This window comes from Gammaproteobacteria bacterium (assembly GCA_033720895.1).
In the GTDB taxonomy this organism is placed as follows: Bacteria; Pseudomonadota; Gammaproteobacteria; order Natronospirales; family JAJUFS01; genus JAWWBS01.
In genome coordinates this window covers 1-16,395 of the sequence record JAWWBS010000020.1, presented here as the reverse complement: position 1 = coordinate 16,395, position 16,395 = coordinate 1, and the positions used below count along the sequence as shown (strand labels likewise).

Genomic DNA, 16,395 nt, shown 5'->3' with positions numbered 1-16,395 from the left:
GCTCACTGCCAGCGTTGCACGGCAGCGCGCGCAGGCGCATTCGCAGGCCTTGCCAGCAAGCCATCCTCGGTAATCAGAATCTGGTAACGCGCGCCATCTGCCATCGGCATGTAGGCGGCGCTGCCATAGACGGTGTCGATGAACGGCAGGTAAGGGCCGCTGCGTTCTGCCCACTTCGCAACGTTGATGCCCTTTTCGATACCACCCAGACCATAGATGGAGCGTGGCGCGGTCTGCTCGTCGCCCGGACTGGCATATCGCCCGGACAGGCGCTCGAGGCGGTACTGCGGATCCAGGCCCAGCATGGATCCCATGCCCGTCCATTTCAGGACACGGGCATCGACCTGGAACTGGTTGCCCAGCAAACCGTAGGCCTGGTCCTCGCCGCTGTCCCTTCGCAGCAGCGCCTGGTACTGGCGGGCGTCGATCTGCTGGAATTCGATGGTCGCCACCGGCTCTTCGTAGTTCAAGCGCGAGTAGGTGTGGAAGTTCAGGCCGACACCGCCAAGACCGACCGCCAGGCCGCCGAAGGCGACACCGACGGCACTGCGCAGCGGCCCGCGAAAGAAACGACCCTTGAAGAAATTGCGGATACCGGTGACCGCCAGGAACAGGCCGAGACCCAGCAACAGGCCGAGCACGAGCAGCCAGACAGGGCCAAGCCCGATGACATCACTGGTGGCAGGTAGCTGGTTCATGGTGTTCCTCCGCACGGTGGGGTTGCTGCATGGCCTGCTTTATACTGCCGCAAATCCTTTTCTCTTGCAGGTACCTGTCATGCGAACCACTGCACGCTTCCTGTCCTTGCCCGTCTTCCTGCTGCTCGCAGTGCTTGCCAGTGCCTGCGGCCAGAAGGGCGACCTGTATTTCCCGGATGAGGCAGACAAGGCCACCTCGACGTCGAGTGCAGCCGGCGGCGACAAAGCGGTGACCGAGAGCGGCGAAGCGGAGGGCGAGGAATAATGTCCAGGCAACCGCTCGTGCTGGTCGACGGCTCGTCCTACCTGTATCGCGCCTTCCATGCCTTGCCACCACTGACCACCTCGAAGGGCGAGCCCACGGGCGCACTGTATGGCGTGGCCAACATGCTCAGGCGCATGCCGAAGGAATTCGGCAGCGACAACATTGCGGTGGTATTCGACGCCAAGGGCAAGACTTTCCGCGACGAAATGTTCGAGGAGTACAAGGCCAATCGTCCGCCCATGCCGGACGAGCTGCGCTCGCAGGTGGAGCCACTGCATGAACTGGTTGCAGCGCTGGGCTTTCCCATCCTGCAGGTCAAGGGTGTCGAAGCCGATGACGTGATCGGCACGCTCGCCATCGCGGCCGCGGAGAAGGGCCAGGAAGTCATTGTCTCCACCGGTGACAAGGACATGGCACAGCTGGTCAAGCCGCACATCACGCTGATCAACACCATGACCAACAAGCGCATGGATCGCGACGGTGTGAAGGAAAAATTCGATGTCTGGCCGGAGCAGATCATCGATTACCTCGCGCTGGTCGGTGACAGCTCGGACAACATTCCCGGCGTGCCGAAAGTCGGACCGAAGACAGCGGCCAAGTGGCTGGCCGAATACGAATCGGTCGACAAGCTGCTCGAGCATGCCGACGACATCAAGGGCAAGGTCGGCGAGAGTCTTCGCGAGAACATCGAGCAACTGAAACTCTCGCGCGAGCTGGCAACGATTCGTTGTGATGTCGCGCTGGAGGAGTCACCCGAGCAACTGAAGATGCAGGCACCGGACGTCGACACGCTGCGCGACATGTATGCGCGTTTCGAGTTCCGCACCTGGGCTGAACAGCTTGACCAGGGAGGGACCGACGGTGGCGAGGCTTCCGGTTCCGGGGCAGCCGAGCCGGCCGTTGCCGACAGGTTGGAAGGTGATTACGAGACCGTTCTCGACCGGAAGGCCTTCGATGCCTGGCTGAAGAAGCTGAAAAAGGCAAAGCTCATTGCCTTCGATACCGAAACAACGTCCCTGCAGTACATGGAGGCCGAAATCGTCGGCGTGTCGTTTGCTGTCGAAGCCGGCAAGGCCGCCTACGTTCCCCTGGCGCATGACTATGCCGATGCGCCGGAGCAACTGGACCGCGACGAAATCCTGTCCGAGCTGAAGACGCTGCTGGAAGACCCGCAGGTGAAAAAGCTCGGCCATCACCTCAAGTACGACATGCACGTGCTGGCCAACCATGGCATCGAGCTGAAGGGCCTGGCCCACGACACCATGCTGGAATCCTACGTGCTCAATTCGACAGCCAGCCGCCACGACATGGACACGCTGGCACTGAAGCACCTCGATCACCAGAACATCAAGTACGAGGAAGTGGCCGGCAAGGGGAAAAAGCAGAAGCGCTTCGACGAAGTCAGCATCGACATCGCCGCGCCCTATGCCGCCGAGGATGCCGACATCACCCTCCGGCTGCATGAGCACCTGTGGCCGCAGCTGGAGAAGGACAAGACACTGCGCGAGCTGTACGAAGAACTGGAGATTCCGCTCGCCTCGGTGCTGGAACGCATGGAACATCGTGGCGTGCTGATCGACCGCCAGCAGCTTGCCGACCAGTCGCACGAGCTCGCGGAAAAGATGGCCGATCTCGAAAAGCGGGCATACGAAGAGGCTGGCAAGGAATTCAACCTGGGTTCGCCCAAGCAATTGCAGCAGATCCTGTTCGAGGAACAGGGCCTGCCGGTGATTCGCAAGACGCCAAAGGGCCAGCCGTCGACGGCCGAGGACGTCCTGCAGGAGCTGGCGCCCGACTACGCGCTGCCGTCCTTGATCATCGAGCATCGCGGCCTGTCGAAGCTTAAATCCACCTACACCGACAAGCTGCCGGAGATGATCAATGGCGAGACCGGGAGGGTGCATACCAGCTACCACCAGGCGGTGGCCGCAACCGGCCGGCTGTCATCCTCCGACCCGAACCTGCAGAACATCCCGATTCGCTCGGAGGAAGGCCGGCGCATTCGCCAGGCCTTTGTGGCGCCCGAGAAGCACCTGCTGCTGGCAGCGGATTACTCGCAGATCGAACTGCGGATCATGGCGCACCTCTCCGGCGACGAATCCCTGCTGGCAGCGTTTCGCGAAGATCGCGACATTCACCGCGCCACCGCGGCCGAGATTCTCGAAAAGCCGCTGGACGAGGTCAGCGACAACGAGCGCCGTTCCGCCAAGGCCGTCAATTTCGGCTTGATCTACGGCATGAGCGCGTTCGGCCTTGCCAAGCAGCTCGGTATCAGCCGCGGCGAAGCGCAGGAATACGTGGATCGCTATTTCGATCGTTACCCGGGCGTGCGCCGCTACATGGACGACACCCGCGAGTCGGCGAAGGACAAGGGCTATGTCGAAACGCTGTTCGGCCGCCGCCTGTACCTGCCGGACATCAACGCCCGCAACGCCCAGGTCCGGCAGTATGCCGAACGCACCGCCATCAATGCGCCCATGCAGGGCAGCGCCGCGGACATCATCAAGCGCGCCATGCTGACGGTGGAGGACTGGCTGGAAAACGCGGATCTCGATGCCCGCATGATCATGCAGGTGCATGACGAACTGGTTTTCGAAGTCGCGGACAGCGATCTTGATGCGCTGCAGCAAGGCGTGGTCGAGCGCATGGAGGCCGCGGCAACGCTGGAAGTGCCCCTGAGGGTGGACGCCGGGCACGGCAAGAACTGGGACGAAGCTCACTAGGCGGATGGCCCTGGCAAACGGCCAGGCTCGTGAAAATTTTTTTGTCCGAATGGGAACTAAATTCCGGCCAGCCGGGTCTTATCTATCGAGTGCTGCAACAGCGCTCGCCGCTCCTCCCCTGGAGCGACCCGGCTGATCCGGTCTCCCCAACCGATCAGCCAGCCCCTGCCCCGGACCGAGCCCCCTCGGCCCGGGGATTTTTTTGCTCAGTCGTCGGCGCCGGCCTCGCTGACACCGAACCAGGCATCAAGCTGCTCACGGGCGGTGTCCACACCCTGGCCGCTCTGCGCAGAGAACAGCTGCAAGGACAGGCCGGGCGCGGCCTTGCGGACTTTCGCCAAGGCCTGGTTGGCATGGTTGCGGGTCAGCTTGTCTGCCTTGGTCAGCAAGGCATGCACCGGAATGCCCGAGAACTCCGCCCAGTCGAGCATCTGCTCGTCAAACGGCTTCAGGGGGTGGCGAATGTCCATGATCAGGATGATCCCGGCCAGCGGTTCGCGCTCGCCCAGGTACCCCTCCATCAGACCTCGCCAGTGGGCCTGCACCTTGTCGGGCACCTTGGCAAAGCCATAACCCGGCAGGTCGACCAGGCGGCGGGTGTCATCGACCTGGAAGAAATTGATCAGCTGGGTGCGACCCGGCGTCTTCGAGGTCCGCGCCAGCCCGTTGACCCCGGTGATCTTGTTGATGGCACTGGATTTGCCGGCATTCGAGCGTCCGGCGAAAGCGATCTCCGGTCCGACCGGTGCCGGAAAGCCCTCGCGACCATTGGCCGAGGTCAGGAAGCGGGTATGACGGTAGTCCAGCATGCGTGCGAATCCAGTTGGCGGTCCGAATGACCGGGTTTCGACAGATTTCCCGCCATTTCCCGGGCGATACAGTGGACGCGGACACCGTTGCTTGGTGTAAAATTGCGCCTCTCGTGACGGCCGCAGTCTAGCATGCTGCCGGCCACCACCACCGAATCCAGCAGGAGTCTGACGTGATGAAGCAGCTGCTCGTACTTGCCACTTTGATGGGTGCCGCCCTGGGAATGAATGCCACTGCCGCGGATCTCACCGGTGGCGATGCCGAGGCCGGCCAGAACAAGGCTGCAGCCTGTGCTGCCTGCCATGGCGCCGATGGCAACAGTGTCAATCCCGAGTGGCCGAAGCTCGCCGGCCAGCATGCCGGCTACCTGGTTCTGCAGCTCGAGCACTTTGCTGCGCCGCAAGCCGAGAGCAAGCGCTTCAATGCCCTGATGTATGGCCAGGCCGTTGGCCTGTCCGAGCAGGACCGTGCCGACATCGCGGCCTACTACGCTGCCCAGCAGACCACGCCTGGCCAGGCTGACCCGAAGAAGGTCGAACTGGGCGAGCGCATCTATCGCGGCGGCATCGCCGAGAAAGACGTGCCGGCCTGCATTGCCTGCCATGGCCCGGCCGGCGAAGGCAACGCGGCCGCGAACTACCCGGCGGTGGCCGGCCAGCATGCGAAATACCTGCTCATGCAGCTGGAGGCGTATGCGCGGGGCCAGGAAGCCCTGACCGCTGGCCCGGACGAGCAGCCGGAGGGCGCGGTCCGCTCCACCGACCCGAACCAGATGATGCGCAACACGGCGGCTGGCCTCAGCAAGCGCGAAATGGAAGCCGTGGCTTCCTACATGCAGGGCCTGCAGCGCTGACATTCCACGAAAAGGCGGCTCCGGCCGCCTTTTTGCTCCCCGCACCGAATATGAAGAGTCCGCGCAGTTTTCATCCGGGCGGCCGAACTTCCGGTATAAAACATACTCAGAACATCAAGGTCGTCGGCAACGTTGCGTGGCCGGCAGGTACCTACCCTCAAGGAGTTGATTCAAGATGAAACGTGCATTGTTCGGAATTGTTGCCAGCCTGTTCATGGTTACTGGTGCGCAGGCAGCAGGTGTCGTTGCCGGCCAGAATTACCTTGTCCTGCCGAGCGAGCAGCCGACCTCCGCCGGCCCCGGCCAGATCGAGGTCATCGAATTTTTCTGGTACGGCTGCAACCACTGTTTCGCGGTCGAACCGCACGCCAAGCAGTGGCTGGAGAACAAGCCCAGCAACGTCAAGTTCGTGCGCATTCCGGCGGTCCTGAACCGCGGCTGGGATGTCAGCGCGCGGGCTTATTACACGGCCGAGGCACTGGGCGTGGTCGACCAGGTGCATGACGAGATCTTCAAGGCGATTCACGTCGACCGCCGCATGCGCGTGGCCGTGAACAAGGACCTGCTGGCCGAGCTGTTCGCAGAGCATGCCGGTGTCAGCGCCGAGGACTTCGACAATGCGTGGAATTCGTTCCCCGTTGCCTCCAAGCTGAAGCGCGCCGAACTGATGGGCAGGCGTTACCGCATCACCGGCGTACCGGCGATGATCATCAACGGCAAGTACGCCACCGACGCCACCAAGGCCGGCGGCTATGGCGCGATCTTCGACGTGATCGACCACCTCGTTCGCAAGGAAATGGCAGACAGCAAGTAAGCCTGCCAGCCAATCCATCGAAAAGGGCGCCGGCAAGGCGCCCTTTTTTCATGCCCGGCCCTTGCCACCGTGATTACCAGTAGGCCTGGATGGCCAGTTGCCAGTGCTCGGTCACAACGGCTGCCCGTCGCTGCTGCTGGTAGGCAGCCCGCAGCGCAAGGGCCTTGCCCGGTGTCCAGCCAAGCTCCAGCGACAGCAGGTCGCGACGCTGTGACAGGACGCCCTCCGACCACTGGCTTTCCAGGCGCAAGGTGCTCGCCAGTGACGGCGCCAGCTGCCATCGTCCTTGCAACAGCGGCCCGGCTCGCCAGGCGGTAGTGCCATCGACAAAGTCCCGACTGTAAAGAAGCTCACCTCCCAGCCCGGCATAGACGAAGCTGCCGGGCTTCCTTGCCGCCCAGCTCGCGCCGAGCGAACCGCCGATATCGAAGGCCAGCGGCGTGGCAGGATCCAGCAGGTAATCCCGATTGAAGCCGGCGTGCAACTCCCACGATTTCGGTGTGAACAGGCGGGTACGCGGCGAATAGGACTGGATATCGACGAGATCGAAGCGTTCCAGCTGCCAGTTGTCACCCGTCGGCGTTGCGTCCTCGTAGCGGCGGAAATCCAGTGCAAACATGGTGATCGCCGCGCCGGGCGTGTAGCCAGGACCTGGATCGAGCAAGTCATGGTACGCGGCTCGCAGGCGCAGCCCCTGGTAAGCGCCGGCTTCAAGCTCGCCGGCATAGGCCGTCCAGCGGGCAGCGGCATGGCCCGACTCGGGTGCCGTATCGGGGGCAACCAGGTCGCTGAATGCCTGGCCTGACGGCAGGTCGGCCCGGGCACGCAGGATCGCCAGTCCGGCGGGACCGGAGAGCTGCTGCGTACCGCCTTCGACGTTATGCCGGTACTGCAACCAGTCGTACGCCTGGTCGAGCACCTGGCGTGCGTCCACCTGTGGCTCCTCCGCGGCCATCGCCGGCAGCGCGGCAGGTGTCAGCCGGCCTGCGACAATGTCGCGGCTGGCAGCCAGCGCCGCCTCGCTCATGAGACCGGCCTGGTGCTCCAGGCGGGTGGCCAGCGAGGGGCGGAACACCGGCTCGCCCGCGATGCCGATTTCGCGAATGATCTGTTTTACCGTATCCGCGGGAATGACCTGGTAACGGTAATCCTCGAGCAGTTGCAGGTCGTCATTGGCCAGCTCCAGCAAGGACAGCAACTGGTAGGAACAGTTCTCGTCGAAGAAGTAGTAATCGAAGGTTGCGCTCTCGAGCTCCCAGAGATGCAGCATGATGCGCTCGAGCTCGACCGGTTCCAGTGCCAGCGGATATTCCCAGATGTCGCGATTCTCGATGTCGCCGTAATCCTTCACCTTGCGGTAATAAGGCATCACGCCAAAGGTGCCCGCATACATGCCGGTCAACCCCTTCACGGCAAACACCAGGCCGTTGCTGTCGACAGTCTGCGCGGCGAAGTTGACGGCATAGGAGGCCAGCGTCATCGACTGGCCCGGCGGATCGATGCGCAACAGGGTATGGCCATACATCGAGGCGGGATTGTTCAGGTAGGCCGCCGGGAAGATCAGCGACATCGATCCCGGGTTAATCTCGCCATACCATTCGGCAAAGGACGGACACTCGCTGAAGCTGCCGAAGTCCTCGCCAAGCTGTTGCGCCAGCCAGCGGGTACGTGCCGGGAACCGGCAACGGGCCATTTCGTCACTGGCCGGCAAGCGTCGCTCGGACCGCAATGCCGCCAGCATGGTGCGCAGTTCGGCCGCGGGATCATGGCGTCCATCGGCGGCGATGAAAAACCCTTCGTTGTCGGCAGCGCTTTCGGTGCCGAACCAGCCCTCCTGCCAGTGACCCAGCTTCCACCAGTAGTCGTGGGCGGCCAGGGTATCGATGGCAGGCTTGCGGGCTGCAGGCTCCCCGGCATGTACGAGCGGGGACAACGGGAGCCACAGCAACAACCCGCACAAAAAAATGCCCGGAGAAAGATTTCTCCGGGCAGTTCTGGAAGCAATGCTTCTCAAGTCGTGTAGATCTTCAACTTGTCGTCAGCAGCCAGTACGGCATTCAGGTTGGCAACCACTTCGCCGGCCGTGACATCACTCGACGTGTAGATACGATCGAAGTTTGCCTTGGCAGCAGCGTAGAAGTCAGCGCGATCTTCGCTGCGCACTTCCAGCATGTCAGCCACGGTAGCCAGTGCTTCACCTTCACCGCGCGACATGTCCATGGCCAGTCGCTCCATGTTTTCGCCGGTGAACATGCCGATCTTCTCCGAAGAGCTGATCGTGCCGTTCTGGTCGCAGCCCAGCGTGCCGGAGGAAATGCCGAAAGTCTGGTTGCCGGTAGAGCCGTTGGTGGTCACGGCAAGAACCTGCGGTCCGACACCGGACTTGCCATCAAAGATCATGGAACCCACACCGCAACCGGTGCTGTCTTCGGCCATTGCCGAGCCGGAGAAAAGCAGCGCGCTGGTCGCGGCAATCAATGCGATCTTTTTCATTATGTCGTCTCCCGATTTTTTGCGTTCATGGCAAAGTGATACGCCACAGCTAAAGTGTTAGCAGTTAAAGCCGTCAGTGTCCATGCCAATCGGCTGACTCCGGCAGCTCGGATTTCGCTTTGACCATAATGGTGCCGGAATCACTTCTGCATGCCACGGGTCAGGCGCTCGATGAGAGCGTCGTCATCAGGCAGCAAGTTCGATGCCGGCAGGCGGGCAAGCAGTTCCGCCCACCGGGGGTCCTGGGCATTCGCACGACGAAGGTAGGGCATTGCGTCGGCTTCACGATCGATGGACACCAGGGTGATGCCGACCCAGAAGGCCGCTTCACCGTTGGTTGCCTCGTCGGGCACGATGCTCAGGGCCTGCTGGTAGTAATCAAGAGCCAGGTCGATGGTGCCAGCGGCGACGGCTTCGTCCCCATGGTTGAGCGCGTTGTAGGCACGCTGCAAGGTGACCAGGCGCGACAGCTCCTTGACGGGCTCCGGATGGTCCTCCACTCGCAAGTCGAATAGCCGGTCCTTCCACGGCGCACCGGTACTCTCGCCGGCGACCACCAGGATGGCAGCCGACTGCTTGCCACGTATGTCGCCGCCTTCATCCTGGGCAGCTACAAGAGCCGCCAGCAAGCGGTCTGCAAGATCTCCCTGGGTGCTTTCGAAGGCCTTTGCCATGGCCGGCCATACCGTTGGCTGGTCCATGAGATTGGCCTGCACCGAGTAATTGCTGCCCAGCTGGTGCCCGGCCGCTTCGATGGCCAGTGAGCCGGTGTGCGCGGCGACAGTGCCCTTGGCATCGATCATGGCGACCTGGCGAACCGCCTCGCCGGGATCGGTGCTCACCAGTGCCTGCAATGCCTGTTCGGCGGAACGGCCGTTGCGCATCAATTCGAGCCCCAGGGGACCGTAGGCAGGCTCGACAAAGGATTGGGTGGCGACCGCACCGACACCCGCCTCGGCCCAGGGCACAAGCTGGCCCACACTGAACCAGTGAGACTGCACCGCGACACCCAGCTGGCCGGTCTCCGGGTCACGTGCCACGATCGAATAGGTGTTGACCGGGCGCAACGTGTGCGACCTGCCATCCTCGCCAGCCAGCGAAGGCATGCCGGGCAGCAGGAAGAGTATGAAAATCAACGGGCGCAGTTTCATGATTCGATGACTCCTTTGGCGCAGGGACCGCATTCTCCTGCCAGCAAATGGACAGGCGGTGGCACAAGGCGCGTAGCCGGTTGTTACATAATGCGTTTACACGGTTAAGATAGCACCCATAAGAATAGGAATCGTAAACATCGACCGTGGATTGACACTTACCGGGAGCACCTCCTTGCGAGCCATTCTCCTCTCATTGCTCTTGCTCTTCAGTCCGGCAGGACTGGCCGCACCATTCGCGGTCCTGGACGAGGATGGCCTGTCGCGTGCTCGCGATGAGATCGTCAGCGGTACGCCCGCCAGGCAGCTGGCCGGCCACCTGCAGCTGGCCGGCCACTACGCCATCACCCGACGACCGCTGGAACTTGCACAGCATGCTGAAGCCGCCCGCACCCTGGCTGGCAGCAACGCCCGGCCGGCCGACCAGGCAACCGCCACCGTTTTCATCGGCCTGGCGCGTTTCCTGGTCAGGGATATCGAACGTGCCGGCACCCTGCTGACGCAAGGCCTGGAGATGGCGGAGCGCACGGGCAATGACCACCTGGTGGTTATGGCAAGGCGCAGCCTGGCAGCGCATTACGCCAGCATTTCCCTGCTGGATAACGGTTACCTCTATGCCTACCGGGCACTGGATCTTGCACGCGAGCTCGGTGACGACCTTGCCCTGGCGAGGACGCTCGACGTGCTGGCCTTCCTCGCCGGTTCCTCCGGTGATTTCGATACCGAGCATGCCTGGCGCACGGAAGCGCTGGCACGCTTCCGGTCTGCCGGCTCCCGCTGGGAGGAAATCGACCAGCAGGGCAAGCTGGCGGCGACCATGATCGACCAGGGACGACTGGCGGCCGGCGAAGTGTTGGTTTATGAAACCATGGAACCGGCGGGCGAGCTCGGCAACACCCATCTCCTCGCCTGGCTGCACGGCGTCATAGCGCGCCTCAACAAGAGCAAGGGATTCCATGGCGAGGCCGAGTCGGCACTGCAAGCGGCCATCACCCTGTCGAAGGATGTTCCGGATGACGAAGCCCACTTCCGAGCCAGGCTGGCCGCACTCTACCTCGAGCTGGGGCGACTGGACGAAGCCCTGAAAATGATCCAGCGGGCGCGCGGCTATTTTATCGAAAGCCCGTCAACCACCTTTCATACCGACGCCCTGCTGACGGCCTACAGGATTCACATGGCACGCGGCGAGCTTGAGAACGCCGCGCAGGCTTTCAGCGCCTATGTGGCGGTCACCGAGGATCGCTACCAGCGTATTTCCGAGGCGAGACTCGCAGAGCTCGACCGACGCCTGCAGGCCGATCGGCAGATGCAGGAAATTTTCGAGCTTCGCGACCAGCGACGCCGCGAACAGAACATTCGGGGCACGCTGCTGGCAACGACCATCTTCGCCTTTGCGCTGGTGCTGCTGCTGGCGATCCGCTATCGCAGCCGCGTACGCCAGGCAGAATCCATGCTAGCCAAGAACCGCCAGCTGGAAACCGAGTTCTCGCGAGTCGATTCGCTGGCGCGGCGCGACCCGCTGACCGGTCTGATGAACCGGCGCGCTTTCCAGGAAAGAGTCAATGAGGAAGCACTGGAGCTTGGCGAGGCGACACGACCAAGCGCCATCGCGGTGATGGACCTCGATCACTTCAAGGACATCAACGATGCCTGGGGGCACGACTTCGGCGATGACGTGCTGAGCGCAGTCGCCAGCACCCTGCAGCGCAAGATCCGTCGCGACGATGCGATCGCACGCTGGGGCGGGGAGGAGTTCGTGGTGTTGCTGCATGCCGTGCATGCCGGTGAAGCGCGACTGATCTGCGAAAAGCTTCGCCAGGCGGTAGCCGAGCTGATGATTCGCCACGAGGACCAGGATATTTCCGTCACCATCACCATCGGTGTCGCGCTCCTTTCCAACGAAGTGAAGTTCAAGCAGGCGTTGAAGTCTGCCGACCAGGCGCTCTATTTCGGCAAGACCAATGGCCGTGACCAGGTCGTGGTTGCCGACGAAGTGTGACCAGCCGCGTCAGTGCGGCTGGCTGTCCAGTTCGACCCAGCGTTCCATCGCGTCATCCAGCTCCTTCTGCAGCGCCGTCATCTCGTCAAGCACCGGCTGGACCTTGTCGATGCCCTCGGCATAGAACTCCGGCTTGCTGCTTTGTTCCTGCAGCTCTGCCAGTCGCGCTTCCAGTGACTCTATCTTCGCGGGCAGCGCGTCGAGTTCGAGCTTCAGCTTGTAGGACAGCTTCTTGGGTTTGCCGGCCTCCTTGCTGCTACCGGCACCCTGTCCACCTGGCCGGCGCGTGCTGACGTCGTCCTTCACCGCCAGCTTCCTGCCACGTTTCTGCCATTCGCTCCAGCCGCCGGCATAGCTGACGATCTCGCCACCTTCCTCGAATACCAGGATGCGGTCCACGACGTTATCGAGGAATTCGCGGTCATGACTGACCACGATCAATGTGCCGGTGTATTCCTTGAGCCGCTGCTCCAGCACTTCGAGGGTTTCCACATCAAGATCATTGGTCGGCTCGTCGAGTACCAGCAGGTTGGTCGGCTGGGTAAAGAGCTTGGCGAGAATGATGCGATTGCACTCGCCGCCGGACAGCGCACCGACCTTGGTCATCGCCCGCTTGGCGGAGAACAGGAAACCGCGCAGGTAGCCAATGACATGGCGCTCCTTGCCATTGATGCGGATGTAGTCCTTGCCGTTGCCGACAATCTCGGCAATGGTGCGATCCGGATCGAGATTGCGGCGCAGCTGGTCGAAGTAACCGACCTGCAGGTTGGTGCCGAGCTTGACCGTGCCGGTATCAGGTGCCATTTCATCCAGCATGATGCGCAACAGCGTGCTCTTGCCCACCCCGTTGTTGCCCACCAGGCCAATCCGATCACCGCGCATGATCTTGAGATTGAGGCTGTCGATCAATGGCTTCTCGTCGACATCGCCAAAGCGCTTGCCGACATTGTGCATCTCGATGACCTTGCGGCCGGAGAGATCGCCTTCCTCGATGCTGATACGAGCCTTCTGCTGCGGCTTGAACTGGTCGCGCTCGGCGGCTTCCTCGCGCATGGACTCGAGGTTTCGCACCCGGCCCTCGTTGCGGGTGCGCCGTGCCTTGATGCCCTGGCGGATCCAGGCCTCTTCCTGTGCCAGTTCCTTTTCGAACTGCTTCTGGTCGATCTTCTCGGCGTGCAGCGACTCCGCCTTGCGGCGCTGGAAATTCTTGTAGTCACCCGGCCAGGACGTCAGTCGTGCGCGATCCAGTTCCACGATGCGTGTCGCCAGCGATTGCAGGAAGGCACGATCATGGGTGATGAACAGCACGGAGCCGGGAAAACTGCGAATGCGATCTTCCAGCCAGCGGATGGTTGCCAGGTCCAGGTGGTTGGTCGGTTCATCGAGCAACAAGAGCTCGGGATTCGACACCAGCGCCCGTGCCAGCGCCACGCGGCGGCGCCAGCCACCGGAGAGCTCGCCCAGCTGCTTGTCCGCCGGCAGGTCCATTTCCGACAGAACGGTTTCGACTCTCTTATCCAGCGACCAGCCGCCCTCGGCATCGATGCGTCGTTGCAGCTCCTCGAGATCATGCATGCCCTGCTTGTCCAGCTCGGTCGCCGACAAGGCCTGGTATTCATCGATCAACTGCTTCAGGTGGGAAAGTCCCTGGACAACGAATTCGTGCACCGACAGGTCGAGCTCGTCGGGCAGGGTCTGCTTCAGCTCGCTGACCCGCAGGTTCTGCCGATAGCGGATCTCGCCCTCGTCGATCGCCTGCTCGCCGGTAATGATGCGGAACAGCGTGGATTTGCCCGCACCGTTGCGGCCGATCAGGCAGACGCGCTCGTTCGGCTCCAGCGTCAGTTCGGCATGGCGCAGGATGGGCAAGTCGCCTATGGTGAGCGAAACATCATCGAGGGTAAGTAGTGACATGGCGCGGGATTATACGGGCGCCGCGCCCAGCTTGCTCGAAAATGCCGCAAACAGTTAATAAACATATTCGGTTTTCTGCGGATTTGTGTATAATAGGATTCACGCCTCGGAACCGCCCTGCGGCCCGGCCGGCGCAACCGAACAACATCAAGAAGGAGGGGCATCATGGAATTCCTGAACAGCCTGCAAGCCTGGGAGATCTGGGTCATGGTGGGCATCCTGCTGATCATCGGCGAGATACTCGGCATGGAATTCATCCTGTTCGCGACGGGCACGGCCTTTGTCTTTACCGGCCTGGCGACGAACGCCTTCGATCTCGGGTTCACCGGCCAGATGATCACTGCTGGCCTGCTGACCGCCCTGTTCGTACCGGTTTTCATGCGTTTCTACCGGCGCGTCTTCAAGGCCAAGGGCACGAAGTCGCTGGTCAGCGAAGGTATCGGCAAGAACGTCGATCTCGAGGTCGTGGATTATTCCGGACGCCTGGGTGTCCGCATCCAGGGTGATTTCTACCCTGCTGCCACCACAGACGGCAGCGATCTCAAGGCGGGCGACTGGGTTCGCCTGGTGGAGATGCGCGGTGTGACCGCGTACGTCGAACAGATCTGAGCAATACGAGACTGATAAAAAGAATCCTTAGAGGAGGATAAGAACATGAGTGGACCTGAAATGCTTGCCATTGGCGCTGCTGCGCTGCTGGTCATCCTGGTACTGCGCAGCATCAAGATCGTGCAGCAGGCGGAGACCATGGTCATCGAGCGGCTGGGCGAATACCACCGCACCCTGCAGCCGGGGATCAAGTTGATTTTCCCCGTGGTCGACGTGCCGCGTACGGTGGCGCGCAAGCGCTACGTCGGTGAAGTTTCGATCGTCGAGCAGGCCTCGATCATCGACATGCGTGAATCGCTGCTGGATTTCCCGGCACAGTCCGCGGTTACCAAGGACAACGTGACCGTCACGGTCAATGGCGCCCTGTACTACCAGGTCATCGATCCCAAGCAGGCAGTCTATGCCGTCGAGAACCTGGTGATGGCCATCGAAGTGCTGGCCAAGACGTCGCTGCGTAACGAGATCGGCAAGATGGAACTCGACACGCTGTTCGAGAGCCGCGACCAGATCAATGCCGCACTGGAAGCCGTGCTCGACTCGGCCGGCAACAAGTGGGGCGTCAAGGTGACCCGCGTCGAAATACAGGACATCGCCTTCCCGCGGGAAGTGGAAGACGCGATGCGCCAGCAGATGATCGCCGAACGTGAAAAGCGTGCCCAGATCCTGCGCGCCGAAGGTCACCGTGAAGCGGCCATCCGCGAAGCCGAAGGCGACCGCCAGGCGGCCATCGAACGCGCCGAGGGTGACAAGCGCTCTGCCGTGCTGCAGGCCGAGGGCCAGCAGCAGGCGATCGACACCATCCTGAGTGCCGGTGGCGAAGGCCTGCAGTCCAAGGATGTCGTCGCCTACCTGGTGGCACTCGAGTACATGAAGACGCTGCCGGACATTGCCAAGAACGGCGAGCGTGTCTTCCTGCCATACGAAGCCAGCGGCCTGCTCTCCTCGGTGGGCAGCATCGGCGACCTGCTCGGCAAGCCCGGTGCAGTGCTCGGCACGGCCAGCGGCAGCTGATCGACACAGGCGTTGCCGCAAGCCGGCAACGCCTTTTCCCATGACGAGGCAAGCACGATGACCGGCTCCATGGACTTCGACAATGCGCAGATCGCACGGCTCGACAAGGCAGCCAGCCGCAGCGAGTATCCGGAACGGGATCGTGCCGTTCTGCATGGGGCACTTTACTGGGGCTTCACCGCCACCGAATTGAGCCAGCTGCAAGTGCAAACCGTGCTTGATCGCGATGGCAACTGGCAGCGCAAGTTCAAGCTGCCAGCCAGCTATGCCTTCAATGGCGAGTCACGCAGCGCCTGGTTGCTGGATGCCGATTTCATGCAGGTACTGGATGACTGGCTTGCCGTTCGGCTGGCCAGTGAATGGGGAGTCGGCAAACAGGCTGATCGCCACCGGGGCCTCGATGGCAAGAGCCCCCTGTTCCTGAACAACCGGGGCGAGCCGTTTGCCATGACACCGCGCGCGAGTGGCAGCGATGAACTGGTCCCGAGCGGCATGAATCGCCTGCTGCGGGAACTGCTCGATGCAGCAGGCCTGTCGGACTACAGTCCGCTTGCCTTCCGGGACACCTGGATCGTGCGACTCTGGGACCAGGGCCTGTCACGCCAGGACCTGATGAAACTGTCAGGCATTCGACGTTCGGAAACGATCAACCGCAAGATCCGGGATCGCATTCCGGCTGTCGAGGACGTATTCTCCGCATTCTCCCGGCAATGGCAGCAGGACCATGCAGCACGACGTTGATGCGCTGATCCGGCTTTTCAACTCCCTGTTCGAAGACAGCCACAACACCATCCTGGTCCGTGGCGATGACGAACCGCTGTACCTGCCTGCCGATACCGGTCACCCCCGGCATCGAATCATCTTTGCCCATGGCTTCTTCGCCTCTGCCCTGCATGAAATCGCACACTGGTGCATTGCCGGTCCGCAGCGTCGCCAGCTGGTCGATTACGGCTACTGGTACCGGCCCGATGGCCGCAATGCCGAAGAGCAGAGAGCCTTTGAAGACGTCGAGGCAAGGCCACAAGCGCTGGAGCGCATATTCAGCGAGGCCTGCG

15 protein-coding genes are annotated in these 16,395 nt (G+C 62.2%); 9 read left to right on the top strand and 6 right to left on the bottom strand.

All coding sequences use genetic code 11. The features are described 5' to 3' along the window. Nucleotides 1-2: 2 nt before the first annotated feature. Nucleotides 3-698, bottom strand: coding sequence for a hypothetical protein (locus R3217_04835; GenBank protein ID MDX1454764.1), 696 nt, complete (start codon nucleotides 696-698; stop codon nucleotides 3-5). Between the two features lie 79 nt (nucleotides 699-777). Here R3217_04835 and R3217_04830 point away from each other — a divergent pair, with 79 nt between their 5' ends. Together R3217_04830 and polA are read left to right on the top strand one after the other, a co-directional pair. Continuing rightward, nucleotides 778-963 (top strand): lipoprotein, encoded by a 186-nt coding sequence (locus R3217_04830; protein MDX1454763.1) that lies wholly within the window; start codon nucleotides 778-780, stop codon nucleotides 961-963. After that, complete coding sequence (gene polA, locus R3217_04825) at nucleotides 963-3,686, top strand: DNA polymerase I (protein ID MDX1454762.1); 2,724 nt, start codon at nucleotides 963-965, stop codon at nucleotides 3,684-3,686. The genes R3217_04830 and polA overlap by 1 nt, the downstream gene beginning before the upstream one ends. A gap of 206 nt (nucleotides 3,687-3,892) precedes the next feature. Here the strand turns inward: polA and yihA are convergent, their stop codons facing one another. After that, the gene (gene yihA / locus R3217_04820) at nucleotides 3,893-4,495 is read right to left on the bottom strand and encodes a ribosome biogenesis GTP-binding protein YihA/YsxC (protein MDX1454761.1); all 603 of its coding nucleotides are present in this window, start codon (nucleotides 4,493-4,495) and stop codon (nucleotides 3,893-3,895) included. 176 nt (nucleotides 4,496-4,671) lie between these two features. Between yihA and R3217_04815 the strand changes: the two genes are divergently transcribed. Together R3217_04815 and R3217_04810 are read left to right on the top strand one after the other, a co-directional pair. Further along, nucleotides 4,672-5,349, top strand: a complete 678-nt coding sequence (locus R3217_04815) for a c-type cytochrome (GenBank protein MDX1454760.1) — start codon at nucleotides 4,672-4,674, stop codon at nucleotides 5,347-5,349. Nucleotides 5,350-5,524: 175 nt separating this feature from the next. Then, nucleotides 5,525-6,163 carry a thiol:disulfide interchange protein DsbA/DsbL gene (locus tag R3217_04810; protein ID MDX1454759.1) on the top strand — a complete coding sequence of 213 codons (639 nt, stop codon included), beginning with the start codon at nucleotides 5,525-5,527 and terminating at the stop codon, nucleotides 6,161-6,163. Nucleotides 6,164-6,236: 73 nt separating this feature from the next. Here the strand turns inward: R3217_04810 and R3217_04805 are convergent, their stop codons facing one another. The 3 genes from R3217_04805 to R3217_04795 all read right to left on the bottom strand — a co-directional run bounded on the left by R3217_04805 (nucleotide 6,237) and on the right by R3217_04795 (nucleotide 9,807). Further along, nucleotides 6,237-8,096 (bottom strand): DUF4105 domain-containing protein, encoded by a 1,860-nt coding sequence (locus R3217_04805; GenBank protein ID MDX1454758.1) that lies wholly within the window; start codon nucleotides 8,094-8,096, stop codon nucleotides 6,237-6,239. Between the two features lie 77 nt (nucleotides 8,097-8,173). Continuing rightward, nucleotides 8,174-8,656 carry a DUF3015 family protein gene (locus R3217_04800; protein ID MDX1454757.1) on the bottom strand — a complete coding sequence of 161 codons (483 nt, stop codon included), beginning with the start codon at nucleotides 8,654-8,656 and terminating at the stop codon, nucleotides 8,174-8,176. Nucleotides 8,657-8,796: 140 nt separating this feature from the next. Continuing rightward, the gene (locus tag R3217_04795) at nucleotides 8,797-9,807 is read right to left on the bottom strand and encodes a DUF1028 domain-containing protein (protein MDX1454756.1); all 1,011 of its coding nucleotides are present in this window, start codon (nucleotides 9,805-9,807) and stop codon (nucleotides 8,797-8,799) included. 175 nt (nucleotides 9,808-9,982) lie between these two features. Here R3217_04795 and R3217_04790 point away from each other — a divergent pair, with 175 nt between their 5' ends. Further along, nucleotides 9,983-11,806, top strand: coding sequence for a diguanylate cyclase (locus R3217_04790; GenBank protein MDX1454755.1), 1,824 nt, complete (start codon nucleotides 9,983-9,985; stop codon nucleotides 11,804-11,806). Nucleotides 11,807-11,815: 9 nt separating this feature from the next. Here the strand turns inward: R3217_04790 and R3217_04785 are convergent, their stop codons facing one another. After that, complete coding sequence (locus R3217_04785; protein ID MDX1454754.1) at nucleotides 11,816-13,720, bottom strand: ATP-binding cassette domain-containing protein; 1,905 nt, start codon at nucleotides 13,718-13,720, stop codon at nucleotides 11,816-11,818. A 165-nt stretch (nucleotides 13,721-13,885) separates the two neighbouring features. On the opposite strand from R3217_04785, the gene R3217_04780 reads away from it, so the two are divergent. The 4 genes from R3217_04780 to R3217_04765 all read left to right on the top strand — a co-directional run. Continuing rightward, a complete protein-coding gene (locus tag R3217_04780) occupies nucleotides 13,886-14,329 on the top strand; it encodes an NfeD family protein (protein ID MDX1454753.1) in 444 nt (147 codons plus the stop codon). Between the two features lie 45 nt (nucleotides 14,330-14,374). Beyond that, nucleotides 14,375-15,340, top strand: coding sequence for an SPFH domain-containing protein (locus R3217_04775; GenBank protein ID MDX1454752.1), 966 nt, complete (start codon nucleotides 14,375-14,377; stop codon nucleotides 15,338-15,340). Nucleotides 15,341-15,397: 57 nt separating this feature from the next. Beyond that, nucleotides 15,398-16,081 carry a hypothetical protein gene (locus tag R3217_04770; GenBank protein ID MDX1454751.1) on the top strand — a complete coding sequence of 228 codons (684 nt, stop codon included), beginning with the start codon at nucleotides 15,398-15,400 and terminating at the stop codon, nucleotides 16,079-16,081. After that, the coding region (locus R3217_04765) for an elongation factor P hydroxylase (GenBank protein MDX1454750.1) at nucleotides 16,065-16,395 on the top strand (331 nt) is incomplete at its 3' end. The genes R3217_04770 and R3217_04765, both read left to right, overlap by 17 nt.